The following is a 25,058-nucleotide window of genomic DNA, read 5'->3' as shown; positions in this document are numbered from 1 at the left end:
GGCACTTTTGTTACCATTTGTAAACAAAATTTAACACGGAAAACTTTGTAATTTCATGGAGAAATGTTTACGAATTCTTTTCAAAATGGTATAATTTAGATAATAAAAACCGGTTTTTCCTTTGTGATGTGAAGGGATGATACCCCTGTGCTGAGCGGCTTTCTTCAAAAGTAAAGCGAAAGGCGGTGCGTCGAATGGACGGCCCCTACTAAAAAAGGACACCTGAGCGCTCGGGCTTCGGTGTCCTTTTTCGTTTTACCTCTGCCTCAGTTCCCGTTCCGTCTCCTGGCGCAAGGTCTCCTCCGCCACGCTCTCCAGAAAGCGGTACACGGGGAACAGCAGCCGCAGGTCCTGGGCCAGCCGGTGGGGCAGCTCTTGGGAGAACAGCAGGGGAAAGTCGTGGCTGTCCGCCTCAAAGCTGATGTTCCGCCGCTCCAGCCAAAGCTGTTCTTCGGGGGCCCGGGCCCCATACCGGGGCCGCTTGAAGCAATCCCCCTCCATGTGGAAGATGGTTTGCCCCAAATAGGCCTGCTGGGCCGCGTCAAAAGCCGGGTCCCCGGCCAGGATGCGGCTGCGCAGATTGTTCATGTAGGCGGTGGAGGCGTGGTAGAACCCGCACCCATAGGAGAAGCCCTCCTGGTTGATCTCAAAGTACATCCCAGGATGGTCGGTGCCGTGCATTCGCCCGCCCCGCTTGAAGATGATCCACATGTGGTCCCGGAAGAGGGAGGGGTCCTTGGTAAAGCGGGTGTCCCGCCGGATGCGGCAGATGGTCTTGTTGGGCTTTGGCTCGGTGATGAACTCCGGGTCCAGCTCCAGCATGGTGGGGGTCAGGTCCACCACCAGCTGGCGCAGGGGGTCCCGCACCAGGGCCTGATAGTCGGGCTTGTGCTGGGAGAACCACTCCTTGCTGTCGTGCAGGCGGTTCTCAAAGAGAAAGTCCAGGGTCTTTTGGGAAAATGGCGTGTCCATACAGTTTCCTTTCCTGTGCCAAAGAAGGCCCGCGCGTTCTCTCTGGCGCGGGCCTTCTGGATGTGCTTTTGTGCGGTGCCTCAGTTCAAATCCATCACCTTGGCGCTGACGCCCTCCAGGGCGTTGAAGGCCGCTGCCATCTTGTCGATGGTGGCCTGGTCCCCGCAGGCCTGGAGCATGATGACCCCGTCGTCAGAGCAGAAGTCCTCGCCGGTCTCATGCAGGCCCACCCGCAGCTTGATGTTGCAGCCGTACTCAGTGAGGGTCTTTTGCAGGTTCAGGGCGTTGGCGTGGCGGTGGTCCACCCGCAGGCCGATGATATAATAGCAGTTCATGGAAACGACCTCGTTTCTTTGCCGGATTTCCCCAAAAGGGATTGTCTTTAGTATACCACCTTTCGCCCTTAAACACAAGAAAGCGGCCGGCCAGCAGGGTGTTTTTTTGAAAAAACGGGCTGTGCCGGAAAAATTTGAAAAAAACTCTTGACGGGGGGAGGGCAATCCTGTAAAATAGGATTAGTTAGTTAAGACTAATCTCAAGGAGAGTTCACCCCACTTGCGCTGAAAAGCGCTTTTTTCTCCCCAGTGTGTTAGTTTAAACTAACCTAAATGAGGACCTGCCTGCGGCGGGGGCCGGGGCAAAGGCGGCAGCCCTGCCCGGGGCGCCCCGGCAGAGCGGGCGGAGTAGAGGAGCATCCCTGTTTTTATAGAAGGAGGAACCCATGAGTGTTGTCATCGTAGGAGGAAACGAACGCATGGCCGGCCAGTATGAAGACATCTGCCGCCAGCACGGCTGCAAGGCCAAGGTTTTTACCAAGGAGAGCGGGTCCCTGAAGAGGAAGCTGGGAAGTCCCGATTTGTTGATCCTGTTCATCAGCACGGTTTCCCACAAAATGGTCATCAGTGTCACCCAAGAGGCCCGCAGGAACCAGGTCCCTGTGGCCCGGGTGCACACCAGCAGCGCCACAGCCCTGCGGGCGGCCCTGAGCCAGTGGGCCGCCGCCTCCTGAGCGCCGTGTTGGAGCGGTATCTCATCGAGCAGGGCGCCGCCACCCTGGCGGGCCTAAAAACTGCCAGTTTATTCTGCCTCCCCTTGGAGGACCCGGATTGGCGGGCTCAAACCGCTGGGTGGGACCGCTCCCTGGCGCAAAAGGGCCTGCGGCTGCTGCCTTTGCGATGTCAGGCGGGCCGGGCGCTGCTCTATCTTTACAGGCCCTCCCAGCTGCAGGCCGACCTGGATTGCCCCGGGGTGGGGAAGCTTCTGGCCCGCTACGGCTATGGGAGCACCCGGGCAGAAGATGCCCTTTCCCGGCTGTGCCAGCGGTTGGAAGAACAGGGGGGCTTCCCCCATGAGATCGGCCTGTTTCTAGGCTATCCACTGGGCGATGTGGAGGGTTTCATCCGGAACCGGGGCCAAAACTGTAAGTGCGCGGGATGCTGGAAGGTCTATTGCAACGAGCTGGAAGCTCAAAAGCGCTTTGCCCGCATCCAGAAGTGCCGGAAGGTCTATGCCCGGTTGTGGGCCCAGGGGCGCTCTGTGTGGCAGCTGACAGTGGCCGCCTGAAAATAGAAAAATATGGAAAGGAAGTTATTCCCATGAGCAAAATCGCGGTAGTCTATTGGAGTGGTACAGGCAACACGGAGAGCATGGCAGCCATGGTGGCCGCCGGAGCCAAGGAGGCTGGGGCAGAGGCTGTCCTGCTGACGGCGGCCGAGTTCGGCCCGGACCAGATGGACGGCTACGACGCCATCGCGTTCGGCTGCCCCTCCATGGGGGCAGAGCAGTTGGAGGAGTCGGAGTTCGAGCCCATGTTCTCCGCCTGCGAGGCCAAACTGCCGGGGAAGAAGATCGGCCTGTTCGGTTCCTACGGCTGGGGCGACGGCGAATGGATGCGTACCTGGGAGGAGACCTGCCGGGGCGATGGCGCCAACTTGGTCAGCGAAGGGGTCATCTGCAACGAGGCCCCAGATGACGAGGCGGAAGCCGCCTGCCAAGCTTTGGGCAAGGCCCTCGCCTGATTTCCAGGCTATATGAGAAGGGGAGGGCCGCCTGCAAAACAGGTTGCGCTCTTTCCTGTTCCCAATGATTGACATTTCCGGTGGTGTGTGTTAAAATAGAAAGCGGTTAGGAAATTCTAACCGCTTTTTATTGTCCTTTCGTTAGTGTATCCTAATTAGATAAAGCTACTAGAGGGCTGAATCCTGAAAAGGGAAAGAGGGGTTTTATGGAGGGGTTCCTTCCAACGGCGGTCATCTGCCTTGTGTTGCTGATGATTGTGGTTTTTTCTGTGCGCAGCTATTTAAAAAAGCTGAAAAGCGGATGCTGTGGGGCGGGGGGCGACGAGGTAAAGCGGGTTCGCCCCGCCGACCGGGACGCTTCCCACTACAGCTATGCCAGGCTGGTGCGGATTGAGGGCATGCATTGCCAGAACTGCGCCCGCCGCGTCGAAAATGCCTTTAACAGCCAAGAGGGATTTTACGCCAAGGTGGACCTGGCAAAAAAGACGGCCCTGGTGCGCACCAAGGTTCCGGTAAGCGACCAGCAGCTGAAGCAGGTGGTGCGGAGGCTGGGATACAGCCCTGTGGCGGTGGAGCCCGCCTAAGGCCCTTGCCTGTTGGGCGCAGGGGAGAGCGGGGCCGTTTCTCATCCCGTTTGAAACTGTTGCGCAATATCGCCATCGTTTTGCGGAGAAGGAAACCTTTCAGCTTTCCAGGGGAGCCTGTGGGCTACGGATGGACTCCTCAGCCGGATAGCGGGGGGTGGGGATGAATAGCGCCCTTGGGCTTTGCCTGGGGCGCTTTTTCCTGCCCGCTTGCTTTCCACAGGCGTCGGGAGTACAATAAGAGAAAACTGCCGGAAGGAGGGGGAAGATGGCAAAACCAAGCCGTCCCGGCCAGGGGGAGCGGCGTATCTGCCTGCCCCGGGACTACACTGTGGTGGATACGGAGACCACCGGCCTGTCCACGGAGAGCTGCGGGCTGATCGAGGTGTCGGCCCTGCGGGTGCGGGGCGGGCAGGTGGTGGGGGAGTTCTCCACTTTGATTCGGCCCCCTTGGCGCCAGGTGCTGCGGGATGGGGAGTGGCGCGAGGGCTATGTGGACGATTTTATCCAGGGCCTTACGGGCATCACCGACGAGATGCTGGAGGGCGCGCCTCTGCCCATAGAAGCCCTGCCCCTGGTGCGGGATTTTTTGGGGGAGGACCTGCTGTTGGGCCACAACGTGGGCTTTGACGCGGCGTTTCTGTACGACTCCTTCCAAAAGTACCTGAATTGCCCCCTGAAAAACGACACTCTGGACCACCTGGCCATCTCCCGCAAGCTGCTGCCGGATTTGCCCCACCACCGGCTGGGGGACGTGGCGGCGGCCCTGGGGGTGCCCTACGAGGGGGCTCACCGGGCCCTGGCGGACTGTCTCATCACCTACGGTTGCTATGAGAAGCTGCGGGCCCTGGCCCTTTCCCGGGGCACAGAGGAGGACTTCCAGCGCCTGTTCGAGAAAAAGAAGCCCCCAAAGCCCCGGTATCCCGGTGTGCCCGGCCATCCCTTCTACAAAAAGCGGGTGGTGCTCACCGGCAGTCTGGCCACCCCGGAAAACGCGGACCGGGTGGCCCGGGCCGGGGGCCGGGTGGAGAAGGAGGTCACGGCAAAAACAGATTTCCTGGCCGTGCCCGCCCCTGGGGACAAGCCCCTGCCGGGCAAAAACGGCGGGCCCGCCATCCTGCCCCAAGGGGCCTTCCTCCGGCTGCTGGGGGAGGGGGAGCCCTCCGCCCATTGACGGCCCGCCGGGGGCCGTGTATAATGGGAGCAAATGAAAAAGGAGGCTGGAGCCTATGGATGGCCAGTTTGGCGCGGTGATTGTGGCGGCGGGGAATTCCACCCGCATGGGGGGCGCCATCCCCAAGGTGCTGGAGAATCTCAATGGCCGGCCGGTGCTGCTGTACTCCTTTCTGGCCCTGGCCGCCTGCCCGGAGGTGGGGGAGCTGTGCGTGGTCTGCCGGGAGGAGGACAGGCCCCGGGTGGAAGGCCTGCTGCGGGACATGACGGACAAGCCCTTCACCGTGGTAGCCGGGGGCCGGGAGCGTCAGGATTCCGTCTTAAACGGCGTCAGCGCCCTTTCCCCAGAGCGCAATTACCTGCTCATCCACGATGGGGCACGGCCCTTCGTCACCCCGGAGCTGGCCGGCGCCGTCTGCCGGGACGCCGTCGCCTATGGGGCCGCCACGGCGGCGGTGCCCAGCAAGGACACCTGCAAGCTGTCCGACGGGGAAGGCTTTGTGGAGTCCACCCCGCCCCGGGAGCGGCTCATGGCCATCCAGACCCCCCAGGCCTTCGAGCGGGAGATGTACCTTTACGCCGCCCGAAGGGCCCAGGCCGCGGGCCTCTCTTATACGGATGACTGCCAGCTCATCGAGGCGGCGGGGGGGCAGGTGCGCCTCACCCCCGGGGACTATCGAAACATCAAGCTCACCACCCCGGAGGACCGCCAGGCCGCCCGGGCCTATCTTGGAAAGGGGGAAAAAGCCATGCGTGTGGGAAGCGGCTACGATGTGCATAAGCTGGTGGAGGGGCGCAAGCTCATCCTGGGCGGGGTGGAGGTGCCCTTTGAGAAGGGGCTGCTGGGCCACTCCGACGCGGACGTGCTGGCCCACGCCATTGCCGACGCCCTGCTGGGGGCCGCGGCCCTGGGGGACATCGGCAAGCTGTTCCCGGACACGGACCCTGCCTATGAGGGGGCGGACAGCCTGGTGCTGCTGGAGCGGGTCTGCGCCCTGCTGGGGGAGAAGGGATTCTCCATCGGCAACATAGACGCCACCCTCATTGCCCAGCGGCCCAAGCTAGCTCCCTTCATCTCCCAGATGCGGGAAAACCTGGCCAAGGCCTGCGGGGTGTCCCTCTCCCAGGTGAGCGTGAAGGCCACCACGGAAGAGGGCCTGGGCTTCACCGGCAGCGGAGAGGGCATGGCCGCTTCTGCCGTGTGCCTGCTGGAAAACTGAACCACTGCTGTGGAAAGGGCTTCCCAAAAGGGGAGGCCCTTTTTGCTGTGCACCGCCAGAGGGCCCCCGCATAGAATGGGATAAGTGAAAAAATCCGTGCAAGACAAATGAGGTGATCGAATGGGCAAGCCTTTGCTTGTGGTCAGCTCCGTAACCTACGCCATGAAGGGCCGGGAGCTGCTGTTCCGCCACGGCATTCGGGGCTATGTGGAGCGCATCCCCAAAACGCAGGAAACCGGCTGCGGTTACGGCATCTACGTCCCCCAGGGCGCGGACGCGGCAGAGCGCATTCTGCTGGAAAACCATGTCCGGGTCCTGCGGCGCATGGAACATGAGGAGGACCTGGTATGATCTATTTGGACAACAGCGCCACCAGCTATCCCAAACCCCAGGGGGTCCGCCAGGCGGTGCAGCGGGCCATGGTGGAGGAGGGCGCCAACCCGGGCCGCAGCAGCTATGGCATGTGCTTTCGCACCACGCAGGCTTTGTATGGGGTGCGGCAGCAGACGGCGGACTTTTTTGGGGCGGCGGGGCCGGAGTGTGTGGCCTTCCAGCCCAGCTGCACCCAGGCGCTGAACGTAGTGCTCAAGGGGTGCTTGAAGCCGGGGGACCATGTGGTGGCCTCGGACCTGGAGCACAACGCCGTCATGCGGCCCTTAGAGGCCCTGAAGGCCCGGGGAATTACCTGCACCCTGGCCCGGACCGTCCCCGGAGACAACGACGCCACCCTGGACGCCTTCCGCAAGGCCCTGGGCCCCAAGACCAAGCTGGTGGTGTGTACCATGGCCTCCAATGTGTTCGGCGTCCGCCTGCCGGTGGAGCGCATTGCCGCTTTGGCCCACCAGTACGGGGCCAAGGTCTGCGTGGACGCCGCCCAGGGGGCGGGGCTGGTTCCCATCAGCCTGGAGGAGAGCGGCATCGACTACCTGTGCTGCGCCGGGCACAAGGGACTGTACGGCCCCATGGGCACGGGCCTGCTGGTGCTCCGCCGGCCGGAAGAGCCCCTAGCCACCCTGGTGGAGGGGGGGACGGGCACCCAGTCCCGCAGCCTGGAGATGCCTGCTGATCCCCCCGAGCGCTACGAGCCCGGCACCTTAAATGTGCCGGGCATCCTGGGGCTTGCCGCGGGGATGGAGTTTGTCCGCCGCCGGGGGGCGAAGCGCCTGTGCCGGGAGGAGCTGGAAAAGCTGCGCTACCTGCACAGCCGTCTGGCCCGCATGGAACATGTGGAGCTGTACACTCCCTCCCCAGAAGCGCCCTGGTTTGTGCCTGTGCTGTCCTTCAATGTGCGGGGTCAATCCAGCGAGGCGGTGGGAGAGCGCCTGGCCAAGGCAGGCATCGCCGTGCGGTGCGGGCTGCACTGCGCGCCCCTGGCCCACGAGAAGTTCGGCACCCTGGAGACGGGCACGGTGCGGGTTTCCCTTTCGGCGTTTACCAGAAGGGAGGATTTGGACGCCCTGGCTGTCCAAGTGGCCCGCATGGGCCGGAAGGCGTCCCACGGGGCCCACGGGGCCCACGGGACTGGGGAATAATTTTGGAGAATCTGAGAAAAGGCTTTTATTTGCCGTTTTTTTATGCTAAAATGACTAAGGTAAACTGTTGGTACCTGGCAAAAGCCGCGGGGAACAGAGGCCCGCGGCTTTTTCGCGTAATATGGAAGTTGTGAAGAAAGGGGTGACGGCAGTGGCTTCCGCCATGGAATATATTTCGCAGGCCTGGGGAACGATTATGGACCTGGCCCGCCATTTCACGTTGAAGGACGCCTTGGATGTAGCCATTGTTACATTGCTGCTGTACAGCGCCATCAAGCTGGTGCGGGAGACCCGCGCCGGCCAGCTCATCAAGGGCATCATCCTGCTGGTGGTGCTGTTCCTCATCTCCAGCCAGTTTGATTTGCTCATGCTCAACGCCATCCTGCGGGCGTTTCTCTCTTCGGGCATTGTCATCGTGGTTATCCTGTTCCAGCCGGAAATCCGCAAGGCCCTGGAGCAGGTGGGCCACAGCAAGGTGGCAAAATCCCTGGCCAGCGCGGTGGGCGTGAAGGACAAGGAAGAGGGCAAGGCTGCCACGCGCAAGGCCATCGAGGGCGTGGTGGACGCCACGCAAATCCTGCAGCAGCTGCGCATGGGGGCGCTGATTGTCTTTGAGCGCCAGACCAAGCTGGGGGAGATCGTCTCCACCGGCACTGTGGTGGAGGCCGCGCCCTCTGCCCAGCTCATCGCCAATATCTTCTTTAACAAGGCCCCCCTCCATGATGGCGGCATGATTATCCGGGAGGGGCAGGTTTACGCTGCGGGCTGCATTTTGCCCCTGACCAGCAACGAGAATGTCAGCGCCGAACTGGGCACCCGCCACCGGGCTGCCCTGGGCATGAGCGAGAACTCTGACGCGGTGGTGGTGGTGGTCTCAGAGGAGACAGGCCAGATCTCCATTGCCATGGCGGGCAAGCTGACGCGCAATTACAACCGGGTCACCCTGCGGGAGGTTCTGGAGCGGGAGTTGATCGGATCCCCCGAGGATGCCTCTGGCAGCAAGCGCATTTTGGGCAAGCTGGGCTTTGGGTCCGGCACGGCCAGAAGGGGGGAATGACGGGTGAGTGAGCAAAAGAAACGCCCGGCAGAGCCCGGCGGAGAGAAGCGGCATCGCTTTTCCATCGGCAAAATTTTCTTTCACAACACGTTTGTGCTGGCTTTTTCCTTTGTGGTGGCGGTGATTTCCTGGTTTATGGTGTCTGCCAGCAGCTCCGACCGGGGCGTCACCATTTCCAATGTTCCCGTAGAGGTGCGCTATTCCGCCGCGGCCCAAGAGGAGGGCCTGCAGGTGTTTCACATGTCCGATGAGACTGTGGACCTGCAGGTGCTGGGCAACAACCTGTTGACCACCTCCCTCACCGCCAGCGATTTTGAGGTCAGCGTGACCCTGAACCCTTCCTCCACCACCGTAACGGGCAATACCCTGCAGAAGATGACAGTGGAGGTCCAAGCGGTCAAGTCCAACTCCTTGGCAAGCTATGAGATCACAGGGGTCTCCCCTCAGGAGATCACCGTGGAATATGACCGTTCCCTTGAGGTGAACCTGCCGATTGAGAGCAACATCCAGTACAGTTCGGACAGCGGCTTTTACGCCGGCACGCCCATCCTTTCTGCGGACAACGTGACCATTTCCGGGCCGGAGTCCTCGGTCAGCCGCATCAGCCGGGTGGCGGTGAACTATCAGGTGGAAGACCCCCTGCGGGAAGAGGCCAGCTTTACCTGCCCTCTGACGTTCTACGATGAAAATGGCCAGGAGCTGTTGGACATTTCCGGCATGTACCTGACTATGAATGTGGAGTCCGTGGATGTGAGTATTCCCGTCATTCCCGTGAAGACGGTGGATCTGGTGGCCGCCACGGTGCACCAGCCTACGGGCTTCTCCAGCGACCGCATCCAGATTGAGCCGTCGCAGATCACCATAGCGGGGTCCAGCGAGACCCTCTCCTCCATCAATAAGATTCAGCTGGATACGGTCATCGACTTTGCCCAGCTGGATGTGAACGGGACCAACACCTTTACTTCCAATATAACCCTGCCCTCTGGGGTGCGGAATATCGGGTCCTCGGGCGAGATCTCCGCCCAGGCCAGCGCCACAGTGACGGTGAACCTGAATGGCTATACGGAAAAAACCGTCACGGTCAGCAACGCCAATGTGCAGATTGTCAACGCCACCTCGGACATGGAAGTGGAGCAGGCCACCACGGCCCTTTCCGTCACGGTGCTGGGGCCAGAGGCCCAGGTGGCCCGCCTGACGGGGGACAATGTCTCCGTGTTGGTGGATTTGACCAACTTCCAGGATCAGACCGGCACGGTGGAGGTGCCAGCCACTGTGGCGGTGACAGGCACGCAGGCGGATTCCTGCTGGGTGACGGGGGATTACACCATCTCAGTCACCATCTCAGAGGCCACCACTTCTGCCACGGCGCGCGTGGCCAATGCGGGTGCCCGCCAGAGCAGCAAGGAGGACGCGGTAGCCGCCACTCCGCAGGATTGACAGCCCGCTGAAAAGGAATAAACAGCGCTTCGGGACTTTTTTCCTGGGGCGCTGTTTTCTTTGCAAATTTCCGCCAGAGGGTGTATAATAATAAACCAGTTTGTTTCCAGACTTGTTTTCGGAGAAAGGGTGAGTGCCATGGACGTCCGTGTGGGCGACGTGCTGCGCATGAAAAAGCCCCATCCTTGCGGCAGCCAGGAATTCACCGTGCTGCGGGTGGGCATGGATTTTAAGATCCGCTGCAACGGCTGCGGCCGGGAAGTGATGCTTCCCCGCCTGAAATGTGAGAAAAATATCAAAAAGGTGCTGCGTCCCCAAGAGGAGCAGTAGCAGCCTTTCCCTGCTTAGAACCCCACTACGATTGGAAAGGCTGTGTTGTATATGTTTGAGAACCTGAAAGTGTTTGAAAACCGTTTCGAGGAACTGAATCTGAAACTCTACGATCCCCAAACCGCGGCGGACCGGAAGCTTTATACGGCCCTGATGAAGGAGCACAAGGAACTTGCCCCTATTGTGGAGGCCTATCAGGCTTGGCGGCAGTGCCAGCGTGATTTCGATGGCGCCAAGGAGCTGCTGGAAGAGTCCTCCGACCGGGAGCTGCGGGAAATGGCCCAGCAGGAGTTGAAGGAGAAGGGGGCAGAGCTCTCCCGCTTGGAAGAAGAGCTGAAGCTTTTGCTCCTGCCAAAGGACCCCAACGATGAGAAGAATGTTATTGTGGAGATCCGGGGCGGCACGGGCGGTGAAGAGGCAGCCCTTTTCGCCTATGACCTGTACCGCATGTACTTGGCCTATGCGGAGGGGAAGGGATGGAAAACAGAAATTGTCTCCCTCAGCGAGACGGAGCTGGGGGGCTTTAAAGAGGTCAGCTTCCTCATTGATGGGGAGGGGGCCTACTCTCGTTTAAAGTATGAAAGCGGCGTCCACCGGGTACAAAGAGTCCCCGAGACGGAGACCCAGGGGCGCATTCACACCTCTGCCGCCACGGTGGCCGTTTTGCCCGAGGCGGAAGAGGTAGAGGTGGATATCGACCCCAAGGACCTGCAGATTGACACCTTTCGCTCCAGCGGTGCGGGAGGACAGCACATCAACAAGACCTCCTCTGCCATTCGGATTACCCACCTGCCCACAGGCATGGTGGTGGAATGCCAGGATGAGCGCAGCCAGTACAAGAACAAGGACAAGGCCCTGAAAGTGCTGCGGGCCCGCCTGCTGGACCAGGAGCGAAAGAAAGCGGACGCCCAGGTGGCCCAGGAGCGCCGCAGCCAGGTGGGCTCCGGCGACCGCTCCGAGCGGATCCGCACCTATAACTTTCCCCAGGGCCGGGTGACAGACCACCGCATCGGCCTGACGCTCTATAAGCTGGAGGAAATCCTGGGCGGTTCCCTGGATGAGATCATCGACAGCCTCGTCGCAGCGGACCGGGCCGCCCAGCTGGAAGAGGCCCAGCAGGCATAAGGAGGGATGAAAATGGAGACCTTAGTTTTAAGCGACCGCTGCCCCGGCGATATCCAGGCAGCCGGTGCCATCCTGCGGCGGGGCGGCCTGGTAGCCATCCCCACAGAGACGGTGTACGGCCTGGCTGCCAACGCTCTGGACGGAGAAGCCGTGAAAAAGATTTACCGGGCCAAGGGCCGCCCCTCGGATAACCCTCTGATTGTCCACATCAGCGACCCGGCCCAACTGCCGCCCCTGGTACAAGAGGTGCCGGAAAGCGCCAAAAAATTGGCCGCCGCCTTCTGGCCCGGCCCGCTTACCATCATCCTGCCCAAGTCGGACCGCATCCCCCGGGAGACCAGCGGCGGCCTGGATACGGTGGCGGTGCGCTGCCCCTCCCATCCCACGGCCCGGGCGGTCATCGACGCGGCGGAGGTGCCCCTGGCGGCCCCTTCCGCCAACCTGTCCGGCCGGCCCAGCCCCACCACCTTCCACCATGTGCAGGAGGACCTGACCGGCCGGGTGGACGCCCTTTTAGACGGCGGCGACTGCGACGTGGGGGTGGAGTCCACCGTGCTGACTTTGGCCACTCCGGTGCCCCGCCTCCTGCGGCCTGGCGGCGTCACGCTCTCCCAGCTGCGGAATGTGCTGGGAGAGGTGGAGGTGGACCCGGCGGTACTGCACCGCATGAAGGCGGGGCAGAGGGCCGCTTCCCCTGGCATGAAGTATAAGCACTACTCCCCCAAAGCGGAGGTGGTCATTGTGGATGCCGCCCCACAGGAGTATGTGGAGTACGTCAACCAGCGGGGGGACGGCTGGGCCCTGTGCTTTGAGGAGGATGCCCCCTTTCTGCAAGTGCCCGCTCTGGCCTATGGAAGCCGCTATGACAGCGCCAGCCAGGCCCACCGGCTTTTTGAAGCCCTCCACGGCTTGGACGAGGCGGGGGTTGTGAAGGCTTACGCCGCCATGCCGCGAAAGCGCGGGGTGGGCCTGGCTGTGTATAACCGGCTCATCCGGGCGGCGGCCTTTCAAGTGATCAACCCCAAGGGGCGGCACATCCTGGGCCTGACGGGCCCCACAGGGGCCGGCAAGTCCACAGCGGCCCAGGTGCTGCGGGACAGGGGCTGGCTTGTGGTGGACTGCGACCAGGCCACCCGCAGCCCCCTGGTCTATGATGGCCCCTGTTTGGCAGAGCTCTCCACTGCCTTTGGGCCCCAGGTGCTTCGGGATGGGATGCTGGACCGGGCCGAGCTTGCCCGCCGCGCTTTTTCTTCAGAGGAGGCCCGCACCCGTCTGGGAGAGATCACCTTCCCGCGGATTCTCCGCTATGTGCGCAAGCTGTTGGAGGAGGGGGAGGCCCAGGGTTATAGGCAGTTGGCCCTGGACGCCCCCACCCTGCTGGAAGCGGGGCTGGATTCCATCTGTTCCCGCGTGTTGGTCGTGAACGCCCCCAAGGAGGATCGGCTGGCCCGCATCCTGCGGCGGGATGGTCTGACCCCAGAGGCGGCCCTGCGCCGGTTGGAAGCGCAGCCCTCTCCGGAATTTTACGCCAGCCGGGCGGACTTCCTGGTGGAGAACGGCCCCGGCACGGACATGAAGGCGGCCTTGGCCCCCTTCTTGGAGGAATTGGAACAAGAATTGGAGAACCCGAGCCTATGAAGAAAGGTTGCCTCGTGGCCCTCGTGCTTGCCATTTTCCTGGCGGCGGGGGCAGTGCTTTTCGGTCCCCGGCTGGTAGAGGCGGGTATGAAATTCCTGTACCCCCAGCGCTATGCCGGCCTGGTGGAGCGGGAGGCTGCCCAGTTCGAGCTGGACCCGGACCTGGTCTACGCCATCATTAAGACGGAGAGCGGTTTTGATTCCCAGGCGGTCTCCTCTGCCGGTGCCAAGGGGCTGATGCAGCTGACCCAGGAGACCTTTGACTGGATTGCCTCCCTCTACCCCACTGAAGATGGAGGAGCCGACGTGTTCCAGCCGGAGGACAACATCCACTGCGGGTGTGCCCTGCTGCGGCTGCTGCTGGACCAGTACGGCAGCTTGGAGGTGGCCTTGGCCGCTTACAACGCGGGTATGGGCAATGTGAGCCAGTGGCTGGAGAGCGGGGATTACTCCCACGATGGGGAGACCCTGCACACCATCCCCTACCCGGAGACAGACGCCTATGTGGAGAAGGTCCAGCGGGCCTATCAAATTTATCAGAAGCTCTACCCCTGAACCCCATTGCTTTCTCTCCCATTTCATGGTAGAGTAACGGTGGGGGGATGGACGTGAAAAAGACGGTTAAAGTCCTTTTAAAGTGTCTTGCCTGTCTGATCCTGCTGGCTGGGGTGAGTTTAGGGGGATTTTTTCTGGGAAAAGCCACCGTTCCCAAACCCCTTTCCTGGACAAAGACAGATGCCTTTGTTGCCACAGTGGTGGATTATCAGGGGGATTTCCTCCTGGTGCAGGGCGCGCCTATCAACGATGGGGCTCACCAGGGGCAGTTTTCCTTTTCTACCGAGGGGGTGCCCTTGTGGTGGCATGGAGTTTCTCTCTCCTTTGCGGATCTGAAACCGGGCCACACCCTGAAGATCGTCTATGACAAGACGGCCCAAGAGCCAGGTTCCACAGTGCTTTCCCACGTGTTGTATGTGGGAGGAATGGACCATGAGCTGTGAGGGGAGGGGGTCGCTGTGAGGAAAAAACGGGCGCTGGGTCTGTGTCTGTTTCTCCTGCTTCTGGTGGGAGCGGGAACGGGCGGCTTTTTATGGGGCCGCCAGGCGGGCCGCATTGAGAATCCCTCTTCTGTTCCTTTGGAAACGGAGGAGTTCGGCTCCGAGCGCATTCAGTTGATGGAGCAGTACTATTCTCAGTATTACTCCCGGTTGGAGCAGGGAGAGCCTCCTCTCTATGAAAACCTGTTCTGGTTCGATGTGAGCACAATAATCGGGGAGATCGAGGAGACGGGCCTGGGCACCCTGGGGGATGCCTTTTCTGTAAAATGCCTGGACGCGGCGGGAGAGTACGACCCCTTTCAAGGAGACTATGAGGTGGAGCCCTCGGATTGGGAGAGACCCCCCGTGCTGTATGAGGGAGAGGCCATCTCTTGGAACGACCTGCGGCCTGGCGACCGGGTAAAGGTGGTTTATTTGAACAGAGGGCTTGTGCCCCTTGTAGACATTGGAGTGGAAGCCGTCCGAGTGGAAGTGCTCAAACGGGCTGCTTCTCCCCAAGCAGAGTGAAAGCGCTCTCTGGAAGAAGCGAAAACATACAGGTAGATAACAAATGATCGAGTATATTGAGTATAAAGAAAAACAGGAGGTAATCACAATGATTCGTGAGACTGAAAATCTGGACCCCAAGGCTTTGGCCAAGGAGCTTCTCAACGACCGCACCCACGGCGCTGCCAAGGCGGGGGCCGGGGAGCTGGAGAAGGCGGACGCGTTCGCCGAGGGCTACAAGGCCTTTATGAACGCCGCCAAGACCGAGCGGGAGACCGTCACCTGGGCCGTGCAGGCCGCCGAAGCCGCCGGCTTCGAGCCCCTGCGCCCCATGAAGATGTACCAGCCCGGGGACAAGGTGTACTACAACAACCGGGGCAAGGCATTGTGCCTGGCGGTTATTGGCAAAAAGGGCGTGAAGAGGGGTGTGCGCATTGCCGCGGCCCACATCGACAGCCCCCGCATCGACCTGAAGCCCATCCCTCTGTATGAATCCAGCGAGATGGCCCTGCTGAAGACCCACTACTACGGCGGCATCAAGAAATATCAGTGGACCGCCATCCCCCTGTCCATGCACGGCAAGATCGTCCGCAAGGACGGCACCGAGATCACCGTCAACGTGGGCGAGAAAGAGGGCGATCCCCAGTTCACCATCACCGACATCCTGCCCCACCTGGGCAAGGACCAGATGGGCAAGACCCTGGGGGAAGCCATCAACGGCGAGGACCTGAACATTTTGGTGGGCAGCCTGCCCCTTACCGATGGGGAAGGGGAGCAGCAGTTCAAGCTGAACATTATGAACATCCTGCACCAGCAGTATGGCATTGTGGAGAGCGACCTGATCTCCGCGGAGATCGAGTTCGTGCCTGCCTTCAAGGCTGTGGATATCGGCTTCGACCGCTCTATGATCGGCGCCTACGGCCACGATGACCGGGTGTGCGCTTACCCCGCCCTGGAGGCCATCTTCGACTGCGGCGTGCCGGAGTACACCGCCGTCACCGTGCTGGCGGACAAGGAGGAGATCGGCAGCGTGGGCAACACAGGCCTGTGCTCCGAATTCTTAAACTACTTTGTCACGGATTTGGCCGGCGGCGAGGGCTGGATGGCACACCATGTGTTCTCCCAGTCCACCTGTCTCTCCGCGGACGTGACGGCCGCGTATGACCCCACCTATGCCTCTGCCTTTGAGGCGGGCAATTCCTGCTATTTGAACCGGGGCGTGGGCGTGGCCAAATACACCGGGTCCCGGGGCAAGAGCGGCTCTAACGATGCCAACGCCGAGTTTGTGGCCCAGGTGCGCAAGATCTTTGACGACAACGGTGTTATCTGGCAGATTGGCGAGCTGGGCAAGGTGGACCAGGGCGGCGGCGGCACCGTGGCGCTGGATATCTCCCGCCTGAACGCCGATGTCATCGACGTGGGTGTGCCCGTGCTGTCCATGCACTCCCCCTTCGAGGTGGTCTCCAAGCTGGACGTGTATATGGCCTACAAGGCTTTCAAGGCTTATTTCCTGGCGGAATAAGCTGGTTTTAGGGGAATGGGAAGCGGTGGCAGCTTCCCATTTTCTGCTTTTTTGAGATTCTGTTTGATTTCTTTATTTAAAAAGGGGGAAGGTACATGGACTTTCGCACACAGCGCCGCACCCTAGAGGTGCTCTCGGATCTGTTTCAGCGCAAACCACAGGTGGGGCGGGTGCGCTTCCGGCCGCAGAGGGCTGGGGGCAGGGGGGTGGGTTACACAGGGATGCCCTTGCCCCGCAGCAGCCCAGAGCGGGAGGGGCTTTCCTCCCGCCAGCTTTTAGAATTTCTCCGCCGGGCCCAGGTCCATCCCACCATCAACCCCCATACCCTGATGGTGCTCCGCCATGGAAAGGTGGTGTGCTCCTGCTCCTTTGCCCCTTACCGGGAGGATGTGTGGCATGTAACCCACTCCATGTGCAAAAGCCTTACCGCCCTGGCAGTTGGCATGTTGGTGGGGGAGGGGAAGCTCTCTTTGGAGGAGCACATCTGCGATATCTTTCCTGGCAGGCTCTCTCCTTTGGCAAACCCCTTGGCCTTCCGGCGGATGAAGGCTGTCACAGTGCGGCACCTGCTGACCATGAGCAGCGGCGTCAACTTCAACGAGGCCGGGGCCGTCACCAGCGAGGACTGGCTGGGGGATTTCTTCTCCTCTGGCGTGGGGTTCGAGCCCGGCGCCAAGTTCGCTTACAACAGCATGAACAGCTATGTGCTCTCCTGCATTGTCCGGGAGCGCTCCGGCATGGGCTTGACGGAATTTCTGCGGCCCCGGCTCTTTGCCCCCCTTTCCATGGGGCGGCTCCACTGGGAAAAGAGCCCTCAAGGCGTTGAGAAAGGGGGATGGGGGCTTTATCTGTTCCCCGAGGACATGGCCAAACTGGGCCAGCTCTTTCTGCAGGAGGGCGTATGGGACGGCCGCCGCCTGGTGCCCCGGGAATTCTTGGAGGAGATGTGCTCCCCGCAGATGGCCACTCCCCCCGAGATGGGGGAGCAGGGCTACGGCTTCCAGCTGTGGATGGGCAAGCGGCCCGGCTCCTACCTGTGCAACGGCATTTTAGGGCAGAATATCATCGTCCTGCCGGACGTGGACATGGTGGTGGTCACCACCGGCGGGAATGACTGCCTGTTCAAGACTTCCACCACCATCTCCCTGGTGGAGGAGTTCTTCGAGGGCAAAGAGTTCCAGCCCGGCGGCGCCCTTCCCCCCAACCGGAAAGCCTATGGGGAGCTGAAGGCTTTCTGCGCCAAGGCCCGCAATCTTCAGAGCACCTTCCCGTCTCCCCAAGAGGCCCCCGGCCGGCAGAGGCAGCGGTTCCCCTTTCGCTCCCCGGAGCGTCGGCTCCCTCTGGAATGCCGCCTGCTGGACGGCAAGGAGTACTGCCTGGAGCCAGAGGGCGCCCGGCTGCTGCCCCTGTTCACCCAGCTGCTGCAAAACAATTTCACCCCCGGCATCCGCTCCCTGCGCTTCGGCTTGGAGGACGGCCAGTTCACCATGACCGTGGGGGAGGGGGAGGAGAAAAGCCAGCTCCTGCTGGATTTCGCGGGGACGGGCCAGCCCTGCGAAGTGGCGGCCAACGGCGAGCGGTATCTGGCGGCGGCCAGCGCCTGCTTTGCCCGGGATGAGGATGGCAACACGGTTTTAAAGGTGCTGTTGCCGTTTTTGGAGCAGTCCAGCGCGCGGGTGATGAAGCTGTTTTTCTTCCCGGGTGGAAAGGTGGAGCTGCGCCTTTCCGAGGTGCCCAGCTTTGAGGCCATTCTGCAGGATACCGGCCTGCTGGAAAACAAGGCCGCGGCGGGTTGGCTGAGCCGGATGGCCCTGCGCCATGACCCCACCTTGGCGGAGTACACAGTCCGCCGTGCCGTGGAGCCCCGGGCCAGGGGAAGCCGCCGGGAGATGCCCCCTGGGGAAGAGGGGTGAAGGGGTGAAGGAGTGACAGAAAAAACAGGTTTTTTTCGCGGCCCCATTCTTTTTCTTGCGGGGCTGTGATATAATGAAACCTACAGGATTATGAAGTGATCCGGCCGCCCGTAAGGGCGCAGCCGTTTTGTATAGATCGCGAGGGAAGCCTTTTGCCAAAGCACAGCAGAAAGCGGCAGGTTCTGCACCGCACGGACCGCCGCGTCGATTTAGGCCCTGCGGGGCGCAACCTTTTTATTTCCCGGGACAAGCAGCTCCAATCCCGGCAGGTCCGCCGTATCAAATGGGGAATGCGTGTGGTGCTCGCTTTGGGCGTCTTTGTGGGCGCAGTGGGCCTGGGAATTTTCGCGGCATTCTATATAGTGCCTTACTTCCAGTCTGAAATGCTTTTAGAGAGCTCCTCTTCCCAGGCGGAGTCTTCCGCCAGCCAGGTGGATTTGACAACCTATGATGAAATGGGCTTGCCGGTGTACTCCAATGAGATCAGCCTGTTTGTCATCAACCGGGATAACCCGGCAGATGCCTCTTATGTCCCTGACACGGTGGAGGTGGAGGGGGTGCAGGTGGAGGCCCACATGGCCAATGCCCTGCAGATGCTGGTGGAGGCCGCGAAAGCCGACGGACTGGCCCTCACTTTCACGGAAGGGTATGTTTCCTATGGGGAACAGGAGCAGCGCTTTCAAGCGGAGGTAGAGCGCTTGATGACAGAGGAGGGCCTGACCACCGTTATGGCCAACACCCAGGCACGCCTCACTGTGCCCATGGCCGGGGAGTGCGACCAGCAAACCGGCCTGTGCGTCCAGCTGGAAGGGGACCCGGAGACCTTTCCCGATTCCCGCACCTGCTCCTGGCTGCGGAGCAATATGGGGAAGTATGGCTTTGTGTTCCGTTATCCCGAGGATAAAGAGGACTACACCGGCTGCACGGGAAATTTGACCGTGCTGCGCTATGTGGGCAGCGAGAACGCCACTGCCATGGCCCAGCGCTCCCTGTGCCTGGAGGAGTACATCACCTACCTGGCCCGCCAGTGAGAAAGGCCCCTGCCCCAGGAATTTCACAAAGAAAAAACTTCCTCTTGCATTTTCCGGGAATGTGTGCTACAATATCTTGCGATTGATTTGAAATATCCCATCCGTAAAGAGGTGAAACTGAAGATGAAGCAGAATATACATCCCGACTACCAGGAGACCACCATCACCTGCGCCTGCGGCAATGTGATCCACACCCGGTCTACCAAGAAGGACATCAAAGTCGAAATATGTTCCAAGTGCCACCCGTTCTTTACGGGCAAGCAGAAGCTGGTGGATACCAGCGGCCGCGTGGATATGTTCAAGAAGCGCTACGGCCTGCAGGACAAGTAAGTGTTCCTGTGCCAAGCGGCATGGACGGAATAGCGGGCCTTGTGCCCGGGGGATGGGCGGTGCGGTTTCGCGCCGCCTGTCTTTATTTTTAGAGAAAGGGGGAGAAGCGCCGTGGAATACATCACCGTAGAACGGGAGGCCTCGGATGAGTTCATTGAAAAGAAGTCCCGGTTCATCGGCGCCTGCCGTCCGGTGAAGACCGAGGAGGAGGCCCTTCGTTTCATCCAGGAAAAAAAGTCCCGCTATTGGGACGCCTCCCACAATGTGTTCGCCTACATTCTGCGGGAGGGGAACACCGCCCGCTTCTCTGATGACGGGGAGCCCCAGGGCACCGCGGGCCTTCCGGTGATGGACACCATGAGGAAGGCTGGCGTGGTGGACGCTGTTGTGGTGGCCACCCGCTACTTCGGCGGCATCCTTCTGGGGGGCGGCGGGCTTATCCGGGCTTACTCCCACACCGCCTCCATCGCCTTGGCGGCCGCAGGGAAAATCCAGATGCGGGAGTGTCTGCTGCTTTCCGCCTCCTGTGATTACTCGCTGTACGGCAAGGTGGCGGCCTTGGTTCCCGAATGCGGCGGTGTGGTGGATGACACCCAGTTTTTAGAGCGGGTGAGCCTGTCCTTCCACCTGGCGCCGGAACAGCTGCCCGCTCTGGAGCGAAAGCTGGCCGACGCCACCAGCGGCCGCTGCTCCGTTCAAGAGGCGGGCAGGCGGTTCTTCCCCTTCGCGGTGGAGTGAAGGTTTTTCAAATTTTTTCAAAAGGGGCAAGCATTTTCCCAGAAAAGTGCGTATAAGACAGTAAGGAACCCCTATACAAGGAAGGGGAAGCCTTGCAAAGAAGGACGTGAGCTAACCGAATTGGAATTGGTGAAAGGATGGGACAGGCTATGACCATTCGTGAGCAGACCCAAGCCATGGAACGAGAGATGCTGGCGCCCTGGGCGGCGCTTTCGTCCAACACGCGGGGCCGCCAGCGCCCTGAGGAAGAGTGTGAGATGCGCACCCCCTACCAGCGGGACCGGGACCGGATTATCCACTGTAAGTCGTTCCGCCGTCTCAAGCACAAGACCCAGGTGTTTCTCTCCCCGGAAGGGGACCACTACCGCACCCGGCTGACCCACACCTTAGAGGTCTCTCAGATCGCCCGCACCATTGCCCGGGCGCTGCGCCTGAATGAAGACCTGACAGAGGCGGTGGCGCTGGCCCATGACCTGGGGCACACTCCCTTTGGCCATGCGGGAGAGCGGGCGCTCAACGCCTTGCTGCCCCACGGCTTCCGCCACTACGAACAAAGCCTGCGGGTGGTGGAGCGCCTGGAAAAAGACGGCCGCGGGCTCAATCTCACCTACGAGGTGCGCAACGGCATTTTGTGCCACACCACCGGCCTGGAGGCCGACACTGCCGAGGGGCGCATCATCCGCTGGGCGGACAAGATCGCCTACATGAACCACGATATCGACGATGCCATCCGGGCGGGCGTCCTGCGGGAGGAGGATATCCCCCAGTCCATCACCGATGTGCTGGGCAGCTCCAAAACGCAGCGCATCACCTCCCTCATCCGCTCGGTGGTGGAAAACAGCCACGAGGGGAAGATCGCTATGGATGAGGTCACGTACCGGGCCTATGAGGAACTCAGCGACTTCATGTACCAGGCGGTGTACTTAAACGAGTACGCCAAGCGGGAGGAGCGCAAGGTGCCCCATATTATCCACAGCCTGTTCAACCACTTCCGGAACCCGGATTACCTGCCGGATTACATGAAGCACATCGCCGAGGAGGAGGGCGTGGAGACCGCATCCTGCGACTATGTGGCCGGCATGACCGACCACTACGCCGTGGCCTGCTATCAGGACCTGTTCATCCCCAAGGCCTGGAACTTGGGCCTGTAAGCCCCAAAAACACCATTGCAGAAAAGGAGGGAGCCAGCCCATGCCGTTTCCACCGGAATTTCTCCGGGAGCTGAATGACCGCAACCGCATTGAGGATATAGCGGCCTCCTATGTAAACCTGCGGCGCCGGGGCAAGAACCTGGTGGGGCTGTGCCCCTTCCACAACGAGAAAACCCCCTCCTTCTGTGTTTATCCAGAGAACAACTCCTTTTTCTGCTTTGGCTGCAATAAGGGCGGGGACGTGATCGCGTTTATCATGGGCGTGGAGAACCTGGACTTTACCGAGGCGGTGCGGTTTCTGGCCCAGCGGGCGGGCCTGTCCCTGCCCGAAGAGGGGGCGGACCTGTCCATGTCCCGGCTGCGCACCCGTATATTGGAGATCAACCGGGAGGCCGGCCGCTTCTACTTTGGCATCCTCTCCACCCCAGAGGGAAAGCCCGGCCTGGACTATTTCAAGGCCCGGGGGCTGGATGGGAAAACGATCCGCCATTTTGGCCTGGGCTACGCCCCGGAGGGCGGCTATGCCCTGACAGACCACTTGAAGGCCAAGGGCTACACCCAGGAGGAGCTTTTGCAGTCGGATATGGTGCGGCTCTCCAAAAAAGGCTATCTTTACGACCGCTACCGGGGCCGCGTCATGTTTCCCATTTTTGACCTGCGGGGCAATGTGGTGGCCTTCGGCGGACGCATCCTTACCGATGAAAAGCCCAAGTATATCAATACATCCGACACCCCGGTGTACCACAAGAGCAGCGGCCTGTTCGCTATGAACTTCGCCAAGGACTCCGGCTCCCGGCAGCTGATCCTGGCCGAGGGCTACATGGATGTCATCGCCCTGCACCGGGCGGGCTTCACCAATGCCATTGCCTCCCTGGGCACTGCCCTCACGGAGGAGCAGGCGCGTATCATCCGCCGCTACGCCGATGAGGCTGTCATCTGCTATGATTCTGACGAGGCGGGCCAGCGGGCTACCCAGAGGGGTATCCCCATCTTGAAAAACGCGGGCCTGTTGGTGCGGGTGGTCACGGTGCCGGGGAATAAGGACCCGGATGAGTTCTTCCGCTCAGACCCCCAGGACGGCCCCCTGCGCTTCAAGCGTCTGATTGAGCAAAGCGGCAACGACACGGAGTACCGGCTCTCCAAAGTGCAGGAAAAGTACGACCTCTCCTCCGCGGACGGGAAAAAGCAGTACCTCCAGGAGGCTGTCAGCCAGGTGTTGGCGCCCCTGCGGGACCCCATCGAGCTGGACCTCTATGCCGGCAGGCTGGCGGAGGAGACCGGCGTGGGGAAGGAGAGCGTTATGGCGTCGGCCAAGCGGGCGGCTGCCGGGGTCAACCGGCAGCGCCGCAGGGAGCAGCTGAAGGCCCAGCAGCAGGTGGCGGCAGCCCGCACTGTGGGCAACCCGGAAAAGCAGCGGCACATGCGGGCGGCCCTGGCGGAAGAAGGTATCTTGGCCTACCTTTTCGCCCACCAGGAGAAGGCGCGGCAGCTGGAAGAACGCCTTCCTCCGGAAAAATTCGTCACCCAGTGGAACCGCAGAGTATACGCTCTTTTGCTGGGCAAGACTAAACAGGGCGAAACCACCCTCTCCGACCTCTCCGGAGAGCTGACCCAGGAGGAGCTTTCCGAGCTGGCGCGGATCCTCGCCCAGCGCCGGGAGGTGCCTCCCTCTTGGGAGGATGTGGAGGGCTACTGCTCCATCTTGGAGAACGAGGGGGGCTTTGCCGATCCCGCCGCAATCCGAAATGCCTCAGAGGAGGACCTGAGGCGCTATTTGGAAGAACTGAAACGCAGAAAATAAGGGAACCCATTTGTTTGGAAATAGGAAAGGAATGGTTAGAGACATGGCGGCACAACCGGATAAGAAAACAGTCATCAAGGACCTTTTAGAGCTGGGGAAGAGCAAGGGCCAGCTCTCTACCAAGGAGATCCTGGACGCTTTGGGGGAACTGGATTTCGACCCGGAGCAGATTGAGAAATTCTATGACACCTTAGAGACCCAGGGCGTAGAGATCGTAGAGGACTTTGATGATATCACCATCGACGACGAAGAGCTGGCCAAGGCAGAGGGCCTGGACAACCTGGACCCCAGCGTGGGCGCTGACGGCGTTTCCATTGACGACCCGGTAAAGGTCTATTTGAAGGAAATTGGCCGGGTGCCGCTGCTGACCCCCGACGAGGAGGTGGACCTGGCGGTGCGCATCACCAATGGGGATGAGGCCGCTAAAAAGCGCCTTTCTGAGGCCAACCTGCGGCTGGTGGTCAGCATTGCCAAGCGCTATCTGGGCCGCGGCATGCAGTTCCTGGACCTGATCCAGGAGGGCAACCTGGGCCTGATCAAGGCTGTGGAGAAATTCGATTATACCAAGGGCTTCAAATTCTCCACCTATGCCACCTGGTGGATCCGCCAGGCCATCACCCGCGCCATTGCCGACCAGGCCCGCACCATCCGCATCCCTGTCCACATGGTGGAGACCATCAATAAGGTGAAGAAGGTTTCCTCTCAGCTGCTCCACGCCAATGGCCGGGAGCCCAGCGCCGAGGAGATTGCCGAGGAGCTGGATATGCCCGTGGACAAGGTGCGGGAGATCATGCGGGTGGCCCAGGAGCCTGTCTCCCTGGAGACCCCCATCGGCGAGGAGGAGGACAGCCACCTGGGGGACTTTATCCCCGATGACGACGCCCCCGCCCCGGCGGACGCCGCCTCCCATACCCTGCTGAAGGAGACCCTGGGCAGCGTGCTGGATTCCCTCACCCCCCGGGAGGAGAAGGTGCTGCGCCTGCGCTTTGGCCTGGAAGACGGCCGTTCCCGCACCCTGGAAGAGGTGGGCAAGGAGTTCAACGTCACCCGGGAGCGCATCCGCCAGATCGAGGCCAAGGCCCTGCGGAAGCTGCGCCACCCCAGCCGCAGCAAGAAGCTGAAGGACTTTTTGGATTGAGTGTCCCAGGCCCTATTGGGAACGGACAGGAGCAAGCGATTCTATGGTAATGACATTAGAGGCGGATTACGCGGTCCGCATCGTAGAGTACTTGACCAAGCACAGGGAGCGCCGGGATGCCCGCAGTATTTCAGAGGAGACCCAGATTCCCCTGCGGTTCGCCCTGAAAATCCTGCGGGAACTGGTGCGGGAGGGGATGGTTTGCTCCTTTAAGGGAGCAAAGGGCGGATATACCCTTGCCAAATCCCCCGAGGACATTACCCTGCGGCAGGTCATCGAGCTGGTGGAAGGCCCCTACATGCTCAGCCGCTGCCAAAAGGAGGAATACAGCTGCGGGCGGGAACACTGCCGCCTGCACACGATATACGAAAAGATTTCCGAGGACGTCCGGCGGGAGCTGGGCTCCTACACCTTCGCGCAGATCTGTGAAGCGTCCCCTTGTGCCTGCGGGGAAGGGGAGAGGCAGGATGGCTGCGGCGGCGGGCCACAAGCCGGAACAACATAAAAAAACACACCCTGGCGCGGGTGTGTTTTTTTTATGTGCCGGTAGGAAAGAGGGGCAAAAAAGGAAAAAATCCGCCGCAAGGGCGGAAAAAACGCCAAAACCACTTGACAAAAGATTTTGGTTGCATTATACTAATATACTGCATCATCATGGGTAGGAGTACCCCAAACTCATTTTTGTAAAGTATAGCACAAGGTTTCGTAAGAATCAAGTGTGTAATGGGAAAAATGTGTTTTTTTGTGGAAAATGCTTCTGCTCTAGGTCGGGCCGCGCCCCGGGGTACAAGGCGGATGCCCTGTGTGT

The 25,058-nt window shown here is 60.9% G+C and carries 27 protein-coding genes; 25 read left to right on the top strand and 2 right to left on the bottom strand.

Annotated elements, in window-relative coordinates; genetic code table 11:
• Positions 1-255: 255 nt before the first annotated feature.
• Together ODJ80_RS06560 and ODJ80_RS06555 are read right to left on the bottom strand one after the other, a co-directional pair.
• Complete coding sequence (locus ODJ80_RS06560) at positions 256-972, bottom strand: DUF2461 domain-containing protein (RefSeq protein WP_263041427.1); 717 nt, start codon at positions 970-972, stop codon at positions 256-258.
• Between the two features lie 80 nt (positions 973-1,052).
• Positions 1,053-1,307 carry a hypothetical protein gene (locus ODJ80_RS06555; RefSeq protein ID WP_178862463.1) on the bottom strand — a complete coding sequence of 85 codons (255 nt, stop codon included), beginning with the start codon at positions 1,305-1,307 and terminating at the stop codon, positions 1,053-1,055.
• A gap of 386 nt (positions 1,308-1,693) precedes the next feature.
• Here ODJ80_RS06555 and ODJ80_RS06550 point away from each other — a divergent pair, with 386 nt between their 5' ends.
• From ODJ80_RS06550 to ODJ80_RS06425, 25 genes are all read left to right on the top strand, one after another.
• The gene (locus ODJ80_RS06550; RefSeq protein ID WP_178862465.1) at positions 1,694-1,981 is read left to right on the top strand and encodes a DUF2325 domain-containing protein; all 288 of its coding nucleotides are present in this window, start codon (positions 1,694-1,696) and stop codon (positions 1,979-1,981) included.
• Positions 1,963-2,535 carry a DUF3793 family protein gene (locus ODJ80_RS06545; protein ID WP_263041426.1) on the top strand — a complete coding sequence of 191 codons (573 nt, stop codon included), beginning with the start codon at positions 1,963-1,965 and terminating at the stop codon, positions 2,533-2,535. The genes ODJ80_RS06550 and ODJ80_RS06545 overlap by 19 nt, the downstream gene beginning before the upstream one ends.
• Before the next feature lie 32 nt (positions 2,536-2,567).
• Positions 2,568-2,990 (top strand): flavodoxin, encoded by a 423-nt coding sequence (locus tag ODJ80_RS06540; RefSeq protein ID WP_263041425.1) that lies wholly within the window; start codon positions 2,568-2,570, stop codon positions 2,988-2,990.
• A 206-nt stretch (positions 2,991-3,196) separates the two neighbouring features.
• Positions 3,197-3,574 carry a heavy-metal-associated domain-containing protein gene (locus ODJ80_RS06535; RefSeq protein WP_263041424.1) on the top strand — a complete coding sequence of 126 codons (378 nt, stop codon included), beginning with the start codon at positions 3,197-3,199 and terminating at the stop codon, positions 3,572-3,574.
• Positions 3,575-3,842: 268 nt separating this feature from the next.
• On the top strand, positions 3,843-4,748 hold the full coding sequence (locus ODJ80_RS06530; protein ID WP_263041423.1) for an exonuclease domain-containing protein: 906 nt from the start codon (positions 3,843-3,845) through the stop codon (positions 4,746-4,748).
• Between the two features lie 55 nt (positions 4,749-4,803).
• Positions 4,804-5,967 carry a 2-C-methyl-D-erythritol 2,4-cyclodiphosphate synthase gene (gene ispF, locus ODJ80_RS06525; RefSeq protein WP_263041422.1) on the top strand — a complete coding sequence of 388 codons (1,164 nt, stop codon included), beginning with the start codon at positions 4,804-4,806 and terminating at the stop codon, positions 5,965-5,967.
• 120 nt (positions 5,968-6,087) lie between these two features.
• The gene (locus ODJ80_RS06520) at positions 6,088-6,318 is read left to right on the top strand and encodes a DUF3343 domain-containing protein (protein WP_263041421.1); all 231 of its coding nucleotides are present in this window, start codon (positions 6,088-6,090) and stop codon (positions 6,316-6,318) included.
• Positions 6,315-7,499 carry an aminotransferase class V-fold PLP-dependent enzyme gene (locus ODJ80_RS06515; protein ID WP_263041420.1) on the top strand — a complete coding sequence of 395 codons (1,185 nt, stop codon included), beginning with the start codon at positions 6,315-6,317 and terminating at the stop codon, positions 7,497-7,499. Before ODJ80_RS06520 ends, ODJ80_RS06515 begins: the two co-directional genes overlap by 4 nt.
• Positions 7,500-7,650: 151 nt before the next feature.
• On the top strand, positions 7,651-8,556 hold the full coding sequence (gene cdaA, locus ODJ80_RS06510) for a diadenylate cyclase CdaA (RefSeq protein ID WP_263041419.1): 906 nt from the start codon (positions 7,651-7,653) through the stop codon (positions 8,554-8,556).
• A 3-nt stretch (positions 8,557-8,559) separates the two neighbouring features.
• Positions 8,560-9,993: a CdaR family protein gene (locus ODJ80_RS06505; RefSeq protein WP_263041418.1), complete on the top strand. Its 1,434-nt coding sequence runs from the start codon at positions 8,560-8,562 to the stop codon at positions 9,991-9,993.
• A gap of 138 nt (positions 9,994-10,131) precedes the next feature.
• Positions 10,132-10,323, top strand: coding sequence for a DUF951 domain-containing protein (locus ODJ80_RS06500; protein ID WP_263041417.1), 192 nt, complete (start codon positions 10,132-10,134; stop codon positions 10,321-10,323).
• 51 nt (positions 10,324-10,374) lie between these two features.
• The gene (gene prfA, locus ODJ80_RS06495; RefSeq protein ID WP_263041416.1) at positions 10,375-11,448 is read left to right on the top strand and encodes a peptide chain release factor 1; all 1,074 of its coding nucleotides are present in this window, start codon (positions 10,375-10,377) and stop codon (positions 11,446-11,448) included.
• 12 nt (positions 11,449-11,460) lie between these two features.
• Positions 11,461-13,086: an L-threonylcarbamoyladenylate synthase gene (locus ODJ80_RS14085; protein WP_317619875.1), complete on the top strand. Its 1,626-nt coding sequence runs from the start codon at positions 11,461-11,463 to the stop codon at positions 13,084-13,086.
• A 14-nt stretch (positions 13,087-13,100) separates the two neighbouring features.
• Positions 13,101-13,640, top strand: coding sequence for a lytic transglycosylase domain-containing protein (locus ODJ80_RS06480; protein ID WP_263041415.1), 540 nt, complete (start codon positions 13,101-13,103; stop codon positions 13,638-13,640).
• A gap of 53 nt (positions 13,641-13,693) precedes the next feature.
• On the top strand, positions 13,694-14,083 hold the full coding sequence (locus ODJ80_RS06475; protein ID WP_263041414.1) for a hypothetical protein: 390 nt from the start codon (positions 13,694-13,696) through the stop codon (positions 14,081-14,083).
• Positions 14,084-14,098: 15 nt separating this feature from the next.
• Entirely contained in the window at positions 14,099-14,647 is a 549-nt protein-coding gene (locus tag ODJ80_RS06470; protein WP_263041413.1) for a hypothetical protein, read from the top strand.
• Positions 14,648-14,735: 88 nt separating this feature from the next.
• Positions 14,736-16,148 carry an aminopeptidase gene (locus tag ODJ80_RS06465; RefSeq protein ID WP_263041412.1) on the top strand — a complete coding sequence of 471 codons (1,413 nt, stop codon included), beginning with the start codon at positions 14,736-14,738 and terminating at the stop codon, positions 16,146-16,148.
• 95 nt (positions 16,149-16,243) lie between these two features.
• On the top strand, positions 16,244-18,061 hold the full coding sequence (locus ODJ80_RS06460; RefSeq protein ID WP_263041411.1) for a serine hydrolase domain-containing protein: 1,818 nt from the start codon (positions 16,244-16,246) through the stop codon (positions 18,059-18,061).
• A 152-nt stretch (positions 18,062-18,213) separates the two neighbouring features.
• On the top strand, positions 18,214-19,092 hold the full coding sequence (locus ODJ80_RS06455; protein WP_263041410.1) for a M15 family metallopeptidase: 879 nt from the start codon (positions 18,214-18,216) through the stop codon (positions 19,090-19,092).
• A gap of 123 nt (positions 19,093-19,215) precedes the next feature.
• Positions 19,216-19,422 carry a 50S ribosomal protein L31 gene (gene rpmE, locus ODJ80_RS06450; RefSeq protein WP_177896127.1) on the top strand — a complete coding sequence of 69 codons (207 nt, stop codon included), beginning with the start codon at positions 19,216-19,218 and terminating at the stop codon, positions 19,420-19,422.
• A gap of 111 nt (positions 19,423-19,533) precedes the next feature.
• Complete coding sequence (locus tag ODJ80_RS06445; RefSeq protein WP_263041409.1) at positions 19,534-20,160, top strand: IMPACT family protein; 627 nt, start codon at positions 19,534-19,536, stop codon at positions 20,158-20,160.
• A gap of 149 nt (positions 20,161-20,309) precedes the next feature.
• Positions 20,310-21,311, top strand: a complete 1,002-nt coding sequence (locus ODJ80_RS06440; RefSeq protein WP_263041408.1) for a deoxyguanosinetriphosphate triphosphohydrolase — start codon at positions 20,310-20,312, stop codon at positions 21,309-21,311.
• A gap of 40 nt (positions 21,312-21,351) precedes the next feature.
• Positions 21,352-23,112, top strand: a complete 1,761-nt coding sequence (gene dnaG / locus ODJ80_RS06435; RefSeq protein WP_263041407.1) for a DNA primase — start codon at positions 21,352-21,354, stop codon at positions 23,110-23,112.
• A gap of 43 nt (positions 23,113-23,155) precedes the next feature.
• The gene (gene rpoD / locus ODJ80_RS06430; RefSeq protein WP_178862508.1) at positions 23,156-24,250 is read left to right on the top strand and encodes an RNA polymerase sigma factor RpoD; all 1,095 of its coding nucleotides are present in this window, start codon (positions 23,156-23,158) and stop codon (positions 24,248-24,250) included.
• 43 nt (positions 24,251-24,293) lie between these two features.
• Positions 24,294-24,755: an RrF2 family transcriptional regulator gene (locus tag ODJ80_RS06425; protein WP_263041406.1), complete on the top strand. Its 462-nt coding sequence runs from the start codon at positions 24,294-24,296 to the stop codon at positions 24,753-24,755.
• Positions 24,756-25,058: the final 303 nt, after the last annotated feature.

The organism is Acutalibacter sp. LFL-21 (genome assembly GCF_025630755.1).
Classification (GTDB): domain Bacteria; phylum Bacillota; class Clostridia; order Oscillospirales; family Acutalibacteraceae; genus Acutalibacter; species Acutalibacter stercoravium.
Note: the sequence above shows the minus strand (reverse complement) of the source record. Positions and strands in the feature narration are given on the sequence as shown.